This window comes from Micromonospora sp. NPDC047793 (genome assembly GCF_040642635.1).
GTDB lineage: Bacteria > Actinomycetota > Actinomycetes > Mycobacteriales > Micromonosporaceae > Micromonospora.
Genome location: NZ_JBEYSG010000006.1, coordinates 98,810 through 117,099, shown reverse-complemented (window position 1 = coordinate 117,099; position 18,290 = coordinate 98,810). Strand labels below are relative to the sequence as shown.

The following is an 18,290-nucleotide window of genomic DNA, read 5'->3' as shown; positions in this document are numbered from 1 at the left end:
CCTGAGGTTGAAGGTCGAGCATGGCCGACATGGATCGTCGCGCACGTGTCATCGGCCTGGTGCTCGCCCTCGGTGGGCTGATGGTCACCGTCGACACCACCGTCACTCTGGTGGCGGTCCCCGCGATCGTCGCGGACCTCGATTCGACCCTGCCTGCGGTGCAGTGGGTCACCAGCGGCTACCTGCTCGGCGTCGTCGCGGTGACACCGCTCGCTGGCTGGGCGGCGAACCGCTACGGTGCCCGCCGCGTGTACGTGACCGCGCTGGTGATCTTCACCGTCTCCTCGGCTCTGGCCGGCCTGGCCTGGGACGCCGGGTCGCTCACCGTGTTCCGGATCCTGCAAGGGCTCGGCGGCGGCCTGCTCAACCCCGTGGGTACGGCCATCGGCCTGCGCGCCGTGCCCCGCGAATTCCGCGGTCGATTGATGAGCCTGCTGGGCCTGCCCGTCGTCATCGGTCCCGTCCTCGGCCCACCACTTGCCGGCTGGCTCGTCGACGCCGCCTCCTGGCGCTGGATCTTCCTTCTCAACGTGCCGATCGGCGCCGCCGCCGTGCTGCTGTGCACGCGGCTGCTGCCACCCCAACCCGCCGACCCGGCCCCGCCCGCGCGGATGGACTGGACCGGCCTGGCGCAGGTGTCCGGCGGCGCCGTGCTGCTCGTGCTGGGGTGCACCCTCATCGGAGAGACCGGCGAGATGACCATCGAGGTAGCCGCCGCGCTCGGCGCGGGGATGTCGCTCCTGGCCGCGTTCGTCGTCCGCGCCCTGCGGACGGATGCCCTGCTGGTGGACCTGCGGCTGCTGCGACACCGCCCCCTCGCCGCCGGCCTGGCGGTGCTGGTGTGTTTCGGTGCCGCCTACTTCGGAGCGATGTCGATCCTGCCGATCTACGTCCAAGGTGTCCGTGGCGACCCCGCCGCCCTGGCCGGCACCATCACCATCCCGATGGCTCTCGCCGTCGGAGTGACCCTGCAGATCGCCACCCGACTGGTCGACCGAGTGCGACCTGCACGCATCGTGTTCACCGGCGTCACGTTGGGCCTGCTCGGCAGCATCGCACTCCTGATCACGACGACGAGCGGCGCGTCGTACCCGATGATCGCCGCCGCGGCGGCCGTTCTCGGCGTCGGATCCGGCGCCACCCTGATGCCGACCATGACCGTGGCCGTACGCGACCTGGAACACGAGGACACCCCACGCGGTACGACGCTGCTCGCGCTTGTCCAGCAGATGGCCAGCGCGGTCGGTGTCGCCCTCGTGGCCACCACCCTCACCGTGGTGGTGTCCGCCCGGGTGCCCGAACTGGCCACCACCGACACCGGTGGGCTCGCGGCGATGCTCGCCCTCGACCTGTCCGCCCGTGCCGAGCTCGAACCCCAGCTTGCCGGAGCGGTCGGCAGTAGCTACGCCGTCGCCGCAGTCCTCATGGTGCTGAGCGCACTGGCGGCAGTCGTGGGCCTGCGTACGAGTCGCGGTGAGCGTCGTCAGGGGCGGCGCAGCCGCAGGGCCACGAAGCTCGGGCGCTCGGTCAGTCGCGCGTAGCGCTCCGGGTCGGTGGTGCGCAGCGTCTCGACCGCCCTCGGCTCGACCAGCCGCTCCAGCACGAACCCCGCGTCGAGCACCTCGGTTATCAGGGACTCAAGGGTCATCCGCTGCAAGCGCATGGTGATCCCGTCCGCCATCGGGAACTCGACCCAGCTCTCGTCGAAGTACGATCCGCCGTAGTACCGCCAGTCCGACGCCGGATGTGTCGTCGACAGCAGGAACCAACCGCCCGGCCGCAGCACTCGCCGCACCTCGCCGAGGAACCGGACGCGGTCGGTCAGGTGGTGCAGGACCAGCGCGCAGACGGCCCCGTCGAACGACGCGTCGGCCGCGAATTCCAGCGGGGAGTCCAAGTCGTGCTGGCGGACGTCGGCGCGATCGCCGAGCACGGCCCGGGCGTGCTCGACCAGCGTGGCGCTGCCGTCGACCGCCACCACCTCGGCTCCCCGGGCGACAAACTCGGCCGCGTAGTGGCCGCCACCACAGCCGGCGTCCAGGACCCGCAGACCGGCCACGTCACCGGCGAGCGTGAGCATGGCCGGCCGGTCCGTGTAGGCATTGTGCGGACTGTCAGCGGCGTGCGCCGCGAAGACGTCACCGGCCTGGTCGTGGTACGCGTGGGCTGCGGGCATCCGGGAAGCTTGCCGAGGTGGTGACGCGGGAAGCAAGTCGTCGAGCAGGAAGAACGCTTCCACCGCCCCGGTACCCTGGGGGAACGGGGAGGTGGAACGCGTGGACAGGATGTGGGAGGCGTCGGTCGAGGCGCAGATCCGCTCGGCGCAGGAACGCGGGGAGTTCGACGACCTGCCCGGCGCGGGCCGCCCGGTCCCGGGCCGGGGGATGCCCTACGACGAGTCCTGGTGGATCAAGAGCTTCATGGAACGCGAGAAGCTCCCCACCGACCTGCTGCTACCCACCCCGCTGCTGCTGCGCCGCCGCATCGAGCGCCTGCCCGACGAGGTCCGCGACCTCCCCACCGAGCAGGCCGTACGCTCCTGCGTCGCCGACCTGAACGCCGAGGTGATGGCCTGGCTGCGCAACCCGTCCGGCCCTCGCGTCGTGGTGCGCCCGGTCGACGCCGACACCGTGGTGTCGACGTGGCGGGCCGCGCGTCGCGCCGCCGCCGACCCAGCGGTCCCCCTGGCCGCCCCGCCGTCCGCACCCCGGTGGTCCTGGTTCCCGTTCCGCCGACGCCGCGCCGCCTGATCCGTCCCGTGGCGATCCTGCTCGACGGTGTCGAGGGCCTCCGCGCGGCAGGCTGTCACCGTGCCGACCCGAACCACCGGGGCAGGTGGTCCCGCAGACTCTGCCGCTCGGCACCGACCCACACCACGTGGCCGTCCGGCCGCAGCAGCACGGCCGGCACGTCCAGTTCCTCGCTCACGTCGACGACATGGTCGACGCGGTCCGCCCAACCGTCGACCGAGAGCCGGCCGGTCTGGTCGAGCAGGAGTCCGCGTCCGGTGCGCGTCAGCTCGTAGAGACGCCCCCGGCCCAGGCGTACGTCCCGCATCCGGCGGCCGAGCAGTTCGTGGCCCGCACCGACGTCGTACCGGACCGAGATCGCGGTGATCTTCTCGATCAGGTACCGATTGACCTCCTCGAACTCCATCAGGTGCGACAGCAGCCGTCGCACCGCGAGCGGACCCGGCTCGGTGGAGAGCAGCTCCATCTGCGCGCGGGTGTTGTCGAGGACGTCGGCGGCCACCGGGTGCCGTTCCGTGTGGTAACTGTCCAACAGCCCTTCCGGCGCCCAGCCACCCACCTCTGCGGCCAGCTTCCAACCGAGGTTGACGGCGTCCTGGATGCCGAGGTTGAGGCCCTGCCCGCCGACGGGCGGGTGGATGTGCGCGGCGTCGCCGGCCAGCAGCACCCGCCCGGTCCGGTACCGCGTGACCAGCCGGGTGGCGTCGCCGAAGCGCGACATCCAGCGGGGCGAGTGCACGCCGAAGTCGGTGCCGGCGTACGCCCGCAGTTGACGCCGGAAGTCGTCGAGGGTCGGCGGGACGGCCCGATCCTCGGCCACCTTCTCGGCGGGTACGACGACGCGGCACATGCCGTCCCCGACCGGGCCGACACCGAACCGCTTCTGGGTCCTGCGTACGTCGGCCACGACAGCGGCCAGCGTCTCCGTCGGTGTGGTCACCCGCATCTCGCCCAGCAGCGTGTCGACCCGGCTCGGTTCACCGGGGAAGTCCACACCGAGCAGTCTGCGGACGCTGCTGCGTCCACCGTCGCAGCCGACCAGGTAGCGCGAGCGCAGTCGGGTGCCGTCGGCCAGTTCGACGGTGACACCCTGCTCGTCCTGGCTCAGCCCGACCAGTTCGCCGCCGCGCCGGATCTCGGCACCGAGTTCCGTGGCGCGCTCGGCCAGCAACCGGTCGGTGACGGGCTGCGGGATGCCGAGAACGTAGGGATGTGCGGTGTCCAGCCGTACGGGTGCGGGCGTGTCGAGGCCGGCGAAGAACCCTGTGAGCGGGCGCCGCCGGCCGTACGCGAGGAAGCGTTCCAGCAGGCCCCGCTGGTCCAGCACCTCGATGCTGCGGACGTGCAGGCCGAGTGCGCGTACGAAGGCGGGCGGCTCGGGTTCCTTCTCCACCACGAGTACGCGCACGCCGTGCAGTCGTAGTTCGGCGGCCAGCATCAGGCCGGTCGGTCCGGCCCCGGCGACGATCACGTCGACCATGACATTCCCCTTGTTTCCGCAGCTCCTGGCTTCGGCGCCCGATTGTGCGCCCCGGCCCGGGTCTTGCCGCAAGCCCCGGGGTGAGCTATACGGTGATGGTGGCGGCACGCGATGCCCTTGCGCTTCGCGCTCCCACCGGCCCGCCGCCTCACACGCCGGCACTCTGCGCCATCGCGCGACACACCCCGGCCCACGCCACTCGACAGACGCCTGCCGTCTTTGCACGGCCGTCGGGTGTCCTCCTCGACCCGCACACCTCTCCGCTCGGGAGCTGTCCCACCGAACCGGAGAGGGTGGCGAGTAATTAATGGATAACCAGTAACAGCAATCCAATAATTACTCGCCACAAATCGGGCAAAGGCACCACGCATCATAATGACTGTTAATGTGCGTAAGGGTTTACGCTGGTGTAGTCCACGGACTGTGCCGCCTGGTCAGGACTCTCGGGGTGTCAGGAGGGCGTCGGCCGGTACGTCGCGCGGGCTGCGGCGACCTCGGCGGCCTGGCGCTCGCGCCAACGCTTCTGCGCCTCGCGGTTGCAGGTCCGGCAGACGCGTCGGTAGCGGCCGGTCGCCGGCTCGATCTCCCGCTCGTGCCCGTTGCGGCACAGCGGGGCCTGGCGGCGTTCTCGACAGTTGTCCGCGTGGCGGAGTTGGCGCAGGTGCGTCGGCTCGATGCAGTCCGGCACTGCACAGTCGTGGTGGATCTCCAGCGCCGGGTCGTAGTCCCCGACGAAGACCACGTACGCCGCGATGTGCGCCCAGGCCCGGCCCGCCAGCTTCTGGTGTACGCCCCGCCGGGTGCCGTAGCCACGGACGACGAGGCATCCGCTGTCGGTGCGGGTCGAACGGCTCAGCAGGTACGCCCGCAGCGTGTCCTCGGTGAAGTGTCGGGACAGGCCGGTGATCTGGGACAGCACCCGGTCAGGGTACGGCGGCGGTCACCAGCGGGGGACCGGCGATGCGTGGGCCGGGGTGTCAGCGGGACGGCGACGGCACGCAGTAGACGTCGCCGGAGTTGGCCTCGTGCGGCAACTCGGTGAGGTACGCCGCCATCTCCTCGGCGGTGGCCCAGCGGCCGAGGGTCAGCTCCTTGTGGTCGCCGAGCGCCACGTCGAAGCCGCCGAAACCGAGCGCGGTCAACCGGTCCAGGCAGCGCAGCGCCACCTCGCGTTCGATCGTGGTGAACTCGAACGACAACGCGGGCAGCGTGCCGCTCAGCCCGGCCAGCACGGCGTCCTCGAAGCCCTCCACATCGATCTTGGCAAAGGCCGGCGTGCCGTGTTCGGCGATGAGGGCGTCCACGGTGGTGACCGGGACCTCGATCTGACCGTCCCAGACCTGCCCCTCCCAGCCGCCGGCCCCGGCCGCCGCACTGACGAAGTCGGTGGAGGCGGTGGAGACGGTGGGGTTGGCGGAGTTGACCAGGAAACCGATCCGTCCCGGTTGCGCCCCGCAGGCCGCCTCGACCAGGGTGACCTGGTCGTCGTCGGCGTAGATGGTGCGCAGCGCCCGCAGGCACAGCGGCTGCGGTTCGACCGCGACGACCCGGGCGCCGAGGCGGCGGAAGCTGCCGATGTGGTCGCCGACGTGGGAGCCGATGTCGAAGACCAGGTCGCCGGGTCGGACGAAGCGGGCGTAGAAGGCGTCCATCGCCGCGTCCCGTCCGGGGTCGCCGTAGTAGACCTCCAGCGACCGGCGTAGCCCGGCAGTCGCGGGGTCGGCCTTGAGCGCCTCGACCGCAGCGGTGTGTGTACCCATCGCAGCACCCTAACCCGCGCGTCCCGCCGAGGTGGCTCGGCTCGATGACGCCCGTCACCCGGCGTGAACGCGGGCGCCGGGAGGACAGGTCAGTTGGCGAAGAACGTGCGCAGTGCGGGACCGAGTACGGCCGGATCGGCGACGTGGCCCTCGACCGTGAGGGTGTGCCGCCGGGCGTCGGGTAGGGCGGCGGCGGCCGCGTCTGCCGCCGCGCCGAAGAAGTCGACGGGAAGTCCGGCCATCTGCGGGTCGACCGTGACGCCGGTCGTCAGGAGTACCGGCTGCCGCACCATCGCGAGACGGTGTGCGGGCGGCGGGCCGTCGCCGAGGCATGCCGCGTCGTAGCGCAACGTCGGTGCCAGCGCGCGGAGCGCGGGCCACACCGGTGCGGCCTGCGCGCCTGCGATGTCCTGCTCGGAGGAGCCGGCGAGCCGCATGAACAGCGTGAGCGCCTGGTCGCGGTCGCCGGCGTCGAGGGCGGCGTCGAGTTCTCGACGGTACGCCCGCCAGGCGGAGATCATGGCGTCGTCCACCTGGTACGGCACCTCGTGGACGGCGATCCGGTCGATCGGGAGGCCGGCGGCGGCCGCCTCGAGCGCGAGCGCTCCTCCGCTCGACGCGCCGAACAGGTGCGCGCGGCCTCCGGCGGCGTCGATCACCGCCGCGAGATCCTCGACCTCCCGCTCGACGGCGTAGGGCCGACCGTCGCCGCTGTCGCCTCGGCCACGTCGCCGGTAGTTCACGACGCTGAAGCCGGTGGCCAGGTGCTCGCCCAGCGGTCGGTTCTCCGTGCCGTCGTCCAAGCCGCCCCCGACGAGCACCAGCGCGGGTCCCTCGTCACTGAGCCGGTCGTAACCGATCGACGTGCCGTCGGCTGAGTACACGTGCGGCATCCGAACTCCTCTGATCAGCGTTACTCCTAAACTAGGAGCAACTGGTGGTCGAATGCAAGGTACGATCGGCGCGTGCGGAGCTACCTGGACCTGTGCGGCATCGCCAGAGCGCTCGACGTGGTCGGTGAACGCTGGGCGCTGCTGGTGGTGCGCGAGTTGCTGTTCGGCCCCAAGCGGTTCACGGATCTGCACCGTGGACTGCCCGGCATGAGCCAGAACGTGTTGACCCAGCGACTGCGCGAGCTGGAGAGTTCCGGCATCCTGGCGCGGCACCGCGCGCTGCCTCCGGCGACCGGGCTGATCTACGAGCTCACCGAGCGCGGTCGCGCACTCGAACCGGTCCTGCTGGCGCTGGGGGACTGGGGCAGTCGGCTGTCGCCACAGCCGGACTCGGCCGAGGAACTCAGCCCCGACGCCCTGATCGTGGCACTCCGCACCACCTTCGACGCCGCCGCGATTGGATCGGTGCGCGGCACCGTCACGCTCCGGCTGCCCGGCGACGCCTTCCTGCTCACCATCGGCCACGGCAGGCTGGAGGCGATCCGTGGCGACGTACCCGCCGATGCCACCCTGACCGCCACCGTGCGTACCGTGCAGGACCTCGTGTTCGACCGACGCGAGCTCGACGAGGCCGTCCGCAGCGGAACCGCGAGCGCCGAGGGCGACCTGCGGCTGTTGCGCCGCCTGCTGGCCGCCTTCGACGACCACCGCGCGGGAGTTGACGATGCGCGCCCGGCGCGCTAAATAAGAAGACAGAAAGTTGAGTCGCCAAGGCTCAACTACTTCCGAACCTTCGGCGCAGAGGACCCGAGGAGGCACGAGATGCTGATGCGCACCGACCCGTTCCGTGAGATCGACCGGCTCGCCGAGCAGTTCTTCGGCACCACCAGCCGCCCTGCGGTCATGCACATGGACGCCTACCGCGACGGCGACCACTTCTACGCCGCCTTCGACCTGCCGGGAGTGGACCCGGACAGCATCGACTGCACCGTCCAGCGCAACGTCCTGACCGTCCGGGCCGAGCGTCGCCGGCCCGCCGGTGACACCGTCGAACTCGTCGCCGCCGAGCGCCCGATGGGCGTGTTCAGCCGGCAACTCTTCCTCGGCGACACGCTCGACACGGACAAGCTGGAGGCCGGGTACGAGAACGGCGTGTTGACGTTGCGGATCCCGGTGGCCGAGCGGGCCAAGCCGCGCAAGGTCACCGTCAGCGCGACCGGCACCGGCCGACGGCAGATCAACGCCTGACACCCGTGACGGCCGGGCGGGAGGTGTTCCCGCCCGGCCGCGTGCGGCGGCCGTACGGTCCGGCGGTGTGCGATCATGACGCGTCGGCGCGCCTGTTCGTCATCCTGAAACACGACTGAGAACATTTTTCGCATGCGTTCGACCGAAACCCCGGTGTTGTACCGCCCGCCGGCCCATCCCGCCCTGCCCGGGGGGCCGATGGCCGTCACCGACGCGTGGCTGCGTAACCGGCGGTTGAGTGAACACACCCGTGACGCGTACCGGCGGGACGTCGCCGGGTGGTTGAGCTGGTGCGACGCCCGCCACCTGGACCCGCTGCGGGCGAACTTCCTGCACGTCAACGAGTACGCGCGAACGCTGGAGAGCACCCTGGCCGCGCGGACCGGCAAGCCGCTGACCCCGGCGACCGTGGCCCGCAAGCTGTCCGCGATGTCCAGCTGGTACGACTTCCTGGTCAAGCTCCAGGCGGTGCACGCCAACCCGGTCTCCGACGCCGACCGGCCCCGCATCGACCGCGACCATTCGAGCACGGTGGGCCTGGCCCCCGACGAGGTGGACGCGCTGCTCGCCGCCGTCGAGACCGACACCGGGCCGACCGCCGCCCGCAACCGCGCCGCCGTCACCCTCCTGGCCGACCTCGGTCTGCGGGTGGGGGAACTGGTCTCCCTGGACGTCGCCGACCTCGGCACCGAACGCGGACACCGCAGCGTGCGCTTCACCGGCAAGGGCGGCAAGTCCCGCCGCCGTGCCCTCACCCCCTCCACCGCCTACGCCGTGGACGCCTACCTGACCCAGCGCGCCGCCGAGCAGGGCGTGGCGGCACACCAGCTCACCGGGGCACTGCTGGTCACCGCCAGCGGCGCCCGACTCGACCGGCACTCGGTGTTCCGGCTGATCCGGCGGCTCGCCCGGGACGCGGGCATCCCGGCGTGGGCCCGCCTGTCGCCGCACTCGCTGCGGCACGCGTTCGCCACCACCGCCCGCGCCGAGGGCGTACCGCTGGAGGACGTGCAGGACGCGATGGGGCACGCCGACCCGCGTACCACCCGACGCTACGACCGCGACCGGCACAACCTCGACCGCGATCCCGCGTACGCCATCTGGGCCGCCCGGGCCCGCCGCCGGACCTGACGCGGCACCGGACGGCTTTCCGCCCGCCGACGCGCCCGATTCTCTACGGTCGGATGGTGTGGGCGAGGCGCAGCCGTGGAGCAGGCCGGCCCGGCGACGTCACCCGGTCCGGGTCGGACTCGTCTTCGCCGGCGCCGGTGTGGCGCTGTGCTGCATCGGTGTCGCCGGTCTCGGCGCCTGGAACGTGCAGGTGGTCACCCAGGCCGCCGGCCCGGTGCGGGAGACCGCCGAGGGGTTCCTGCGGGAGGTGACCACGGGCGACACCGACAGCGCGTACGAGCGGCTCTGTGCCGACTCGCGCAGCCGGTGGAGCGAGCTGGGCTTCACCAGTTGGGTCCGCACCCCGCCGACCGTGCGCGACTACGAGATCGTCGACGTGTCGGTCGCCACCGACCGGGGCAAACCGCACGGCACCGTCACTGTCCGGCTGACCCGCGAGAGCGGCGCCACCGAGCAACGTGAACTGTCGGTGGTGCGGGAGGACGGGTGGCGGGTCTGCGGCGACCCGTACTGATCACACCCCGGCCGGCTCGACCAGCCGACCGTCGCGCAGCACCAGCACCCGGTCGGCCATCTCCACCAGCGTCGGATCGTGCGTGGCCACCAGCGCGGTCATTCCCCGCGCGTGCACCAGCGCCCGCAGCAGGTCCATCACCGCCCGGCCGGTCTCCGAGTCCAACTGGCCGGTGGGTTCGTCGGCGATCAGCAGCTCGGGGTCGTTGGCCAACGCGCGGGCGATCGCCACCCGCTGCTGCTGTCCACCGGACATCTCGTACGGGCGTTGCGCGGCCTGCCCGCCCAGCCCGACCAGTTCCAGCAGCACCGACACCCGTTCCTCGCGTTGCGCGGCCGGGGTCTTCGCCAACCGCATCGGCACCCCGACGTTCTCGGCGGCGGAAAGGATCGGGATCAGCCCGAAGGACTGGAAGACGAACCCGACCGTGTCCCGGCGCAGCCGCAGCAGCTCCTGCTCACCGGCGGCGGTCACCTCGCGACCGGCCACCCACACCCGTCCCGACGTGGGCCGGTCCAGGCCGCCGATCAGGTTCAGCAGCGTGGTCTTGCCGGCACCCGAGCGGCCCCGCACCGCGACCAGCTCACCGCGACCGGCCCGCAACGACACGTCCCGTACCGCGTGGACCATCCGGTCGCCGCTGCCGTAGTCGCGGCACAACCCCTCGACGCGTACCAGGTCCTCGCTCACGTCGCGTCCCTCCCGTCGCCCGCGCGGACCTGCACGTGGTCCGGCTCCAGGGTCAGCTTCACCCGGTCCTTCAGCGCCAACGCGTCGACGAACCCGGCGGGAAGCTGCATCCGCCCGGCCCGGTCCAGCACCGCGTACTCCTCGGTGACCAGTTCCTCCACACCGTCGACGCCGACCCGCGCGGTGCGGTGCACCTCCGAGGCGGTCCGCCCGTCGCGGATCGAGACGGTCCGGCGGACCTGCGTGGCGACCTGCGGGTCGTGGGTGACCACCACCACCGTCACGCCCAACTCGGCGTTGATGGTGCGCAGCGCCCCGAACACCTCCGCCGCCGTCGCCTCGTCCAGCTCACCGGTCGGCTCGTCGGCGAAGAGGACCTCCGGGTCGTTGGCGACCGCCACCGCGACCGCGCACCGCTGCTGCTCACCGCCGCTCATCTGCCCCGGCCGACGGTCCGCGCAGGAGCCGACGCCGACCATGTCCAGCAGCTCCGTCGCGCGGCGCCGACCGGCCCGGCCACCCCGACCGGCCAACCGCATCGGCAGTTCCACGTTCTCCCGCGCCGACAGGTACGGCAGCAGGTTGCGGCCGGTCTGCTGCCACACGAACCCGACCGTGTGCCGCCGGTACCGCAGCCGCCTGCGGGCCGACATGGTCAACAGGTCGTAGCCGGCCACCCGGGCGATCCCGGCGGTCGGGGTGTCCAGCCCGGACAGGATGTTGAGCACGGTGGACTTGCCGGACCCGGAGGCACCCACGATCGCCACCAGCTCGCCCCGGTCCACGACCAGGTTGAGCCCCTGCAACGCGACGACCTCCACGCCCTCACTGGTGAAGATCCGCACCAGGCCGTCGCAGACGATGTGCCCGCGCAGCCGGTCCGCGCCACCGGCACGGGCGGCGGCACGCTCTGCCGCCCGCCGCTGCAACGTCGCCAGATCCGGCCCCGGCTCCACCACGGTCATGCCGGCTCTCCGCTCCGCCGCGCGCCGGCCTGGGACACCGGTCCACGATCCGCTCGCTGACGCTCGCTCACGGGTTCTCCTCTCCCAGGCGCAGCACCTTACCGAGGCGCATCCGCCGGTTCACCAGGTTCTCCACCACCAGCCCGGCCAGCAGGCCGAGCACCACCAGCACCAGCACCCCGCCCACGACCAGCGGATCCAGGTGGTCGCGGATCGGGACCCCGGGGGCGAACGCGGCCAGCCCCAGGGTCGGACCGAGCAGCCGGGGCAGGGCCACCCCCACCGCCGCGCCGGTCGACGCCGCGACCACCACCAGCGGCACCAGCTCGTACACGAGAAGCCGCCGACCGCCCGCCGCCGACAGGCCCAGGGTGCGCAGCCGCGACAGCGTCCGCCCCCGACCGGCGGCGTCGGCGACCACCGCGAACCCGACGGCCAGGACCGCCAGCGCGGTGCCACCGGCCGCACCCACGGTGAACGCCAGAGTCAACACCTCGTTGGCCCCGGTACGCTCCAACCCCTCCCGGTACGCCTGCCGGGTCTGGAGGGCCGCCGGCACCTGGGTCCGCGTGACCTCCCTGCCGAGCACGTCGGACTGCCGCCGCCGCTGCGTCTCGTCGGCCACCGCCAGCAACCGCGCCTCGTCCACGCCGTCGGTGGCGAGCAGGTACCGGTTGGGCACGATCGGGGTGTACTCGTACTCGGGTAGCGCCTGCCACGGCAGCACCACGAACCGCTCGACGCCGAGCCCCACGCCGGGGAAGGCGTCGGCGATGCCGGCGACCTGGAAGGCGTACCACCGGCTCTGCACGTCGGCCACCGCGCCGTCGCCGATCTCCGCCGCCACCCGGGGCGAGACCACCGCAGGCACCGGCCCGTCCCCACGGGCCGCGTCGCGCAACGCGGCCGGCACGTCGACGTCCACCCCGCTGCGCGCCACGACCTCGGCGAACGCCGGGGCGTCCACCACCAGCACCCGGGCCTGACCGAGCTGACGTGCCCCCGGGCCGCTCTCGGAGAGCAGCCGCCGGTTCGACTCCACCCAGACCCGGGCCACCGCCTGCACCCCGGGCACCGTCCCGATCTCGTCGGCGGCGTCCGGGGCGAAGGTGTAGCCCGTCAACCAGGCGTCGGCCGGGATGCTCAGGGTCGCCGCCCGGTCCCGGGCGTCGGCCACCGTGGTCGTCACCACGCCGCCGAAGACGCCGGTGCTGACCGCGACGATCAGCACCGCCAACGGCCCCCACGCCACCGGCGCACCCCGACCGGCGCGGGCCACGCCGAGGAACAGCATCGCGCCCCGGGACCGCGTGGCGAAGCGGCCGACCAACCGCAGCGGCCACGGCAGCAACCGGATCGCCACCAGCGCGGCGGCGACCGCGACCAGCACCGGCACCGCACTGAGGTACGCGTCGACGCCGCCGGCCACATCCAGGCCCCGGCGGCGCAGCAGCACCACGCCGAGACCGGCGAGCACCAGCACGCCCGCCTCCAGCGTGAGCCGGCGTGCGCTCGGGCGCTGCGCCACCACGTCCGCGCGGCCGGCGACCACACCGACCCGCCGGTACGCGAGCACCGCCAGCACCGGCACCACGACGGTGGTGAGTACCGCCAGCACCGGCACCAGCCAGGGCACCCCGGTCGAGCGGCCCGGCACCGCCGCCCCGGCCAGGGCACCCAGCAGCACCGCGAGCGGCTGCACCGGCACCGCCTCGGCGAGTAGCCGGCGACCGATCGTGGCCAGCGAGGCACCCCGCGCCCGCAGCAGCGTGAGTTCCGCCCGTCGGCGCCGGACCGCGAGCCGGGCCGCCAGCACGATCAGCCCGAGCAGGCTGGCGAGCAGCCCGGTCTGCACGACGGCCAGCAACGCCCGCACCGACCGCAGCGCGTCGGCGAAGCGCACCAGCGCGGTGTCCAGCGAGGTCTGCACCAGCGCGCCCGGGACCGTCTCGGAGCGGCGGGTCTCGGCCACCGCCGCGGTGACCGCGTCGAGCACCCCGGTGTCCAACCGCCGTTCGTCGAGCCGGTACCGCCAGCCGCTCACCGCCGGCACCCCGGCACCGACCGAGACCACGTCCATCCCGGCCCAGTCGGTCACACCCGCCACCACGTACGGGTCGCCGTCGAGCAGCGGCACGGTCGGGCTCAGTGCCTGCCGTAGGTCGTCCCAGACCGGGTCGGCGGCGTCGCGCGGCGTGAACACCCCGACGACGCGTACCCGGGCCTGCCGGTTCCCGCCCCCGAACCGCAGGTCGGTGCCGGGCCGCAGGGACAGCGTCTCGGCCGCCTCCACCGACACCGCCAACTCCGCCGGGCCGCCCGCCTGCGTACGCGGCCACCGCCCGGCGGTCACCTCGACCGCCTCCTCGACGCCGGTCTGGGCGCGTACCCCGAACAGCTTCCGCGCCCCGCCGTCCATGGGTGGTGCGTCGCCGTACGCGAGCAGGTGCTCCGGGTCGATCGAGGACGCGTACCACCGGCGGTCCACCAGGTCGGGCAGTGGCTGCGGCAGCGCGGCGGCGTACCGGTCCAGCTCGGCCTGCCCGGCGGCGGCCGGTGCGGGCCGCGCCACGCCGAAGGAGATGTCACGGACCAGGTACGGCAGGTGCGCGACGTCGGCGCGCAGCCCCCGGTCGGCGTACCCGTCGGCGAGGCGCGGCGCGGCGGTCACCAGCATCGCCGCGACCAGACCCAACAGCGCCAGCAGCGCCACCTGGCCCGCGTACACCCTGATCCGGCCCGTCATCGGGTCGCTCCGTCCGTGACGGTCAGGCGACGGCGCATGCCGGTGGAGACGGCGGCGCTGAACGCCAGTGCCAGGGCGAGCAGGCCCACGCCGGTGGCGAGCACCGGTGGCCAGTCGACGCTCAGCAGCGGTGGTGGATGGGGGCGTTCGGCGGACGGGGTCAGGATGACCAGGGGTGCCATGGTCGCGGCCACCCCGACGCCCACCAGCAGGCCGACCAGCACCCCCATCCCGGCGAGGAAGGCCTGCTCGGCCAGCAGGGAGCGGGCCACCAGGCGCTGACCGGCGCCGAGGGTGTGCAGCACCGCCAGTTCGGTGGCCCGCCGCCGCGCGGTGGCGCTGACGTCCACGGCCACGCCCACGGCGGCCAGCAGCACCGCGGCCAGCGCGGCGGCGAAGAGGGCACCGCGCGCGCCCACCCCGAACGGGTCGCGGGCCAACTCGGCGGCGACGTCCTCGCGGGCCAGCACGGTCAGGCCGCCGAGCGCGACGGCGGCCTCGGCCACGCTCTCCGTCTCACCGGGCCTTACCGCCAGCCACCACTCCTGCGGTGACCGGACGAGACCGTGGTCGTGGAAGAGCCGGGCACCCAGTGAGGGCAGGTCCACCAGCAACGCGGCGGCCTCGGTGTCACCGGGCAGCGCCGCCACGGCGTCGACGACCACCACGTCCACCTCGGCCCCGCCCAGGAACAGCCGGGTCTGCGCACCCACGTCCAGGCGCAACGCGTCGAGGGCCGCCGTGGTGGCCACCACCGGCACCCGGGTCGGGGCGGCGGTGCGGGCCACGGCCAGTTGCACCGGCGTACTGCGGGCGAACCAGCCGCCCGGCACGTCCCGCGCGTAGCGGGCGGTCAGTCCGGCGTCGGAGGCGGTCGACCCGGTGGCGGCACCGGTCCGGTCGACCAGGTGCCAGGAGCCGTCCCCGGTCAGCGCGACCGGGGTGCCGGGGGATCCGTCCGGGCTGGCCCGCAGGTCGGACAGGCGCCAGTCGAGGCTCATCCGTGGCGCCCCGAGGGTCTCCGTGGCGAAACCGGCCAACCGCCACGGGCCGGGACCGGTCGGCAGGTCGACGGCGAACCGCAGCGGCGTGCCGTCCCGGTCGCCGGAGCCCAGCGCCAGCCTGCGGTGCGTGCCGTGCGGGTCGAGCAGCACCACGTGGTGGCGCACCGGGGAGTTCCTCTCGGTGTCGGCGATCCGGGTGCTCACCTGGCCGGTCAACCGCCGGGTGCCCGCCGGCAGCACCGTGCCGGGAGCCTCGACCCGGCCGGCGGTGAGCGTGTCGAGCAGGTCGGCGGTGGAGCCGTCGGCCAGGTCGGCCCGCAGCCGCACCACCGGGCCGGCGGCATCGGCGTCGACCGCCAGCATGGTGGCCGGGGCGGCGGCCGGCCCGAGTCGTACCGTGTCGCGCCAGGCCGGCAGCGGCACCTGCACGCCCGGCAGCCCGGCGAGTCGGTCGGCCCGGTCGGCGGCGGCTGCGCCGTTGACCTCGGTGAGGCGCAGGTCGGCGCCGACCAGGTGCGCGGCCTGGTCGTCCAGCGACCGGCGGGAGGTGCCGGCCAGGGACCAGGCGAGGGTGCCGACCGCGACGGCGAGGGCCAGCAGCAGCACCGGGCCGGCGTGCGGCCGTCGCCCGGCCTGCCAGGTGCCGAGCATGACGGCGGTCCACGGTTTGCGGTCCACCCACCGTTCGGCGAGCCGGACCAGCGGCGGCAGCAGACGCAGCGCCAGCACCGCGCCGGCCAGGACCCCGAGCGTGGGTGCGGCGGCCAGCAGCGGATCCACCCCCAGGTCACCGCCCCGGGACCGGGACAACGGGGAGGAGTAGCGGCTGAGCTGATACCAGGCGAGCAGGGCCAGCCCGACCAGCAGCACGTCCAGGCCGGCGCGCTGCACCATGCCGCGACGGCGGGGCCGGGACCGGCTGGCCAGGTCGGCGACGTAGCTGTCGCCCCGGCGCAGGCTCGGCCCGATCATCGCCAGCGCACAGCCGGCCGCCGCCGCCCCGGCGACCAGCCACACCGTCGCGCCGGGCACGACGTCCGGCCGCAGCGACACCGCGCTGAGCCACGGCAGGCGGCCGGCGAGCCCGAGCACCTGCCCGGCGAGCAGCGGCGCGAGCACCGCAGCCGGCAGCACGACCAGGGTGGCCTCCCGGGCGGTCAGCCCGGCCAGTTGCCGCCGGGCGGCACCCCGGGCCCGCAGCAGCGCGGTCTCGCCCCGGCGGTGCTCGGTGAGCAGCACGGCGACGAGCAGCAACGCGTACCCGCCGAGTACCACCACCAGCAGCATCGGGGTGACCAACGCCGACCGGCCGACGAGGGTGGCCTGTTGCAGCCGGCGTACCAGGGTGGCGAGGTCGCTGGTGGCCATCGCCGACTCGCCCAGTCCGGCCTCGGCCGGAGTGCTGGTGGTGATCCGGCCGGCGGCCTCGGCCACCTGGTCCAGGGCGGCGGGGCCGACCGCGGTCAGGTCGGGTTCGACCAGCCAGCCGGCGGAGGCGTTGGGCAGGAAGTGGGTGACGAAGTCGTCGCGGGCCACCGTCATCGGCCCGTACGTGGCCGACTGCGGCAACGCGCCGGTGGCCGTCTCGGGTGCCAGCCGCCAGAACGCGGCGTCCGGGTCCAGCGGCGTGAACAGCCCGGTGACGGTCACCTCGGTGATCTGTCCGGTGAGCCCGTCGGTGATCGGGACGCGGTCACCGACGTCGACCCGGAGGGTGCGGGCCGCCGCCTCGGCGAGGGCGGTCTGCACCGGGTCCGCTCCGGCCTGCGGCCAGGTGCCGGCGGCCAGCCGGGCGTGCGCGGGCAGGTCGTCGAGGAACATCACCGACGCGTACGTGGTGCCGGTGCGGTCGGCGACGGCGTTCCCGGTGTCGCCGCGCAACTGCCGTCCGGCCGCGTACCCGGCGGCGGTGACCTGCGCGGGCAACCCGCCCAGGTCGGTGTCGACCTGGGCGCGCAGTGCGGCGTCGCGGTCGCGCAGCGCGTCGGCGGTGCGGCCGGCGGAGGCCCGGACCAGCAGCGACCGTTCCGCCGCGGTGGCCTCGGCGAGCACGTTGCGGGTGCCCGAGTCGACCACGTCCCGGTTGTAGGCGGCCAGGCCGGTCAGGGCGAGGGTCGCCACCAGTGCCGCTCCGGCCGCGGCGAGCAGCAGGCCCCTCGTGCCCCGGGCACGCCGCCACGCGAACCTCATCCGTCCTGCACCCCCGCCGGTACGCGGGCCGGTGCGGCCCGTGTGCGCTTCTCGTCACGCACCAGAAGCGGCAGGCCCCCGGAAAAGGTTCGCAGCAGTGATCGTTTCGTTATCCGACGCCTCGGCGGCGGTTCAGGAGTCGGCGCAGGCGGTGGCGCGTGGACCGAGGTCGCCGTTGCGGTGGTGGCGGCGGCACAGCACCTGGTATCGCACGTCGGCGTCGTCGACGGTGTCGCCGATCACCACCTGCTCGCCCTCGCGGACGATCCGCCCGCCCGCGACCCGGGCGTTGAGCAGACCCTCCCGGCCGCACCAGCAGAGCACCTCGACCTGGATCCGGGCCACCGAGTCGGCCAGTTCGAACAGCCGTCGGGCGGCCGGGAAGAGGCAGGACCGGAAGTCGGTGGCCAGTCCGAAGGCGTACACGTCGACGTCGTAGCTGTCGACCAGGTCGGCCATCTGCTCGACGTGCTCGACGGAGTAGAAGCTGGCCTCGTCGCAGATCAGGTAGTCCACCCGTACCCCGTCGGCCCAGGCGTCGCGGACCAGGGCGCGCAGGTCGAGCGCGTCGGTGACCTCGATCGCCTCGTGCGCCAGGCCGATGCGGGTGGTGACCTGCGGGCCCAGGGAACGGTCGATGCGGGTGGTGACCAGTCCCCGGCGGCCCTGCCGGGAGTGGTTGTAGTTCATCTGCAACGCCATCGTGGACTTGCCGCAGTCCATCGGACCCCAGTAGAAGCGCAGCGCGGCGGCGTGTGCCGGCCGCCCGTCGACGCCACGGGCGGCCACGCACCCGGCCGACGGGTCGCCCGGACCGGCCATCCGGGGGCGGGCCAGGCAGGTGGGTACGGGGTCTCCGGCGCTCGTCACGGACCGGCAGCCTAGCCGATCGACGGCGCCCACCGGTCCACCGACGGCC

General features: G+C 73.6%; 16 protein-coding genes. 6 read left to right on the top strand and 10 right to left on the bottom strand.

Annotation, left to right across the window (positions count from 1 at the left end; all coding sequences use genetic code 11):
• Window positions 1-29: 29 nt before the first annotated feature.
• A complete protein-coding gene (locus ABZ738_RS15025; RefSeq protein WP_357213552.1) occupies window positions 30-1,541 on the top strand; it encodes a DHA2 family efflux MFS transporter permease subunit in 1,512 nt (503 codons plus the stop codon).
• Here the strand turns inward: ABZ738_RS15025 and ABZ738_RS15020 are convergent.
• Entirely contained in the window at window positions 1,484-2,176 is a 693-nt protein-coding gene (locus tag ABZ738_RS15020; RefSeq protein WP_176094122.1) for a class I SAM-dependent methyltransferase, read from the bottom strand. The two genes, ABZ738_RS15025 and ABZ738_RS15020, sit on opposite strands and share 58 nt — an antisense overlap.
• A 109-nt stretch (window positions 2,177-2,285) precedes the next feature.
• On the opposite strand from ABZ738_RS15020, the gene ABZ738_RS15015 reads away from it, so the two are divergent.
• Window positions 2,286-2,750: a DUF1992 domain-containing protein gene (locus tag ABZ738_RS15015; RefSeq protein ID WP_357213863.1), complete on the top strand. Its 465-nt coding sequence runs from the start codon at window positions 2,286-2,288 to the stop codon at window positions 2,748-2,750.
• A gap of 55 nt (window positions 2,751-2,805) precedes the next feature.
• Here the strand turns inward: ABZ738_RS15015 and rox are convergent, their stop codons facing one another.
• The 4 genes from rox to ABZ738_RS14995 form a co-directional block, all read right to left on the bottom strand.
• A complete protein-coding gene (gene rox, locus ABZ738_RS15010) occupies window positions 2,806-4,230 on the bottom strand; it encodes a rifampin monooxygenase (RefSeq protein ID WP_357213549.1) in 1,425 nt (474 codons plus the stop codon).
• Window positions 4,231-4,681: 451 nt separating this feature from the next.
• Complete coding sequence (locus ABZ738_RS15005; RefSeq protein ID WP_357213546.1) at window positions 4,682-5,149, bottom strand: HNH endonuclease; 468 nt, start codon at window positions 5,147-5,149, stop codon at window positions 4,682-4,684.
• A 58-nt stretch (window positions 5,150-5,207) separates the two neighbouring features.
• Window positions 5,208-5,990 (bottom strand): FkbM family methyltransferase, encoded by a 783-nt coding sequence (locus ABZ738_RS15000; RefSeq protein WP_357213543.1) that lies wholly within the window; start codon window positions 5,988-5,990, stop codon window positions 5,208-5,210.
• A gap of 89 nt (window positions 5,991-6,079) precedes the next feature.
• A complete protein-coding gene (locus ABZ738_RS14995; RefSeq protein WP_357213540.1) occupies window positions 6,080-6,883 on the bottom strand; it encodes an alpha/beta fold hydrolase in 804 nt (267 codons plus the stop codon).
• Between the two features lie 72 nt (window positions 6,884-6,955).
• Between ABZ738_RS14995 and ABZ738_RS14990 the strand changes: the two genes are divergently transcribed.
• The 4 genes from ABZ738_RS14990 (at window position 6,956) to ABZ738_RS14975 (ending at window position 9,776) form a co-directional block, all read left to right on the top strand.
• Window positions 6,956-7,627 (top strand): winged helix-turn-helix transcriptional regulator, encoded by a 672-nt coding sequence (locus ABZ738_RS14990; protein WP_357213537.1) that lies wholly within the window; start codon window positions 6,956-6,958, stop codon window positions 7,625-7,627.
• Between the two features lie 78 nt (window positions 7,628-7,705).
• Window positions 7,706-8,131: an Hsp20/alpha crystallin family protein gene (locus tag ABZ738_RS14985; RefSeq protein ID WP_131054182.1), complete on the top strand. Its 426-nt coding sequence runs from the start codon at window positions 7,706-7,708 to the stop codon at window positions 8,129-8,131.
• 132 nt (window positions 8,132-8,263) lie between these two features.
• Window positions 8,264-9,262 (top strand): tyrosine-type recombinase/integrase, encoded by a 999-nt coding sequence (locus ABZ738_RS14980; RefSeq protein ID WP_131054181.1) that lies wholly within the window; start codon window positions 8,264-8,266, stop codon window positions 9,260-9,262.
• A 58-nt stretch (window positions 9,263-9,320) separates the two neighbouring features.
• The gene (locus tag ABZ738_RS14975; RefSeq protein WP_176094126.1) at window positions 9,321-9,776 is read left to right on the top strand and encodes a hypothetical protein; all 456 of its coding nucleotides are present in this window, start codon (window positions 9,321-9,323) and stop codon (window positions 9,774-9,776) included.
• On the opposite strand, the gene ABZ738_RS14970 is transcribed toward ABZ738_RS14975, so the two are convergent.
• The 5 genes from ABZ738_RS14970 to ABZ738_RS14950 all read right to left on the bottom strand — a co-directional run bounded on the left by ABZ738_RS14970 (window position 9,777) and on the right by ABZ738_RS14950 (window position 18,193).
• Window positions 9,777-10,466, bottom strand: coding sequence for an ABC transporter ATP-binding protein (locus tag ABZ738_RS14970; RefSeq protein ID WP_357213532.1), 690 nt, complete (start codon window positions 10,464-10,466; stop codon window positions 9,777-9,779).
• Window positions 10,463-11,431: an ABC transporter ATP-binding protein gene (locus ABZ738_RS14965; protein ID WP_357213529.1), complete on the bottom strand. Its 969-nt coding sequence runs from the start codon at window positions 11,429-11,431 to the stop codon at window positions 10,463-10,465. The genes ABZ738_RS14970 and ABZ738_RS14965 overlap by 4 nt, the downstream gene beginning before the upstream one ends.
• Window positions 11,432-11,498: 67 nt before the next feature.
• Window positions 11,499-14,177, bottom strand: a complete 2,679-nt coding sequence (locus ABZ738_RS14960) for an ABC transporter permease (RefSeq protein WP_357213526.1) — start codon at window positions 14,175-14,177, stop codon at window positions 11,499-11,501.
• Window positions 14,174-17,371: an FtsX-like permease family protein gene (locus ABZ738_RS14955; RefSeq protein WP_357213523.1), complete on the bottom strand. Its 3,198-nt coding sequence runs from the start codon at window positions 17,369-17,371 to the stop codon at window positions 14,174-14,176. The genes ABZ738_RS14960 and ABZ738_RS14955 overlap by 4 nt, the downstream gene beginning before the upstream one ends.
• Before the next feature lie 132 nt (window positions 17,372-17,503).
• Window positions 17,504-18,193 (bottom strand): thymidine kinase, encoded by a 690-nt coding sequence (locus ABZ738_RS14950; protein WP_176095847.1) that lies wholly within the window; start codon window positions 18,191-18,193, stop codon window positions 17,504-17,506.
• Between the last annotated feature and the right edge of the window lie 97 nt (window positions 18,194-18,290).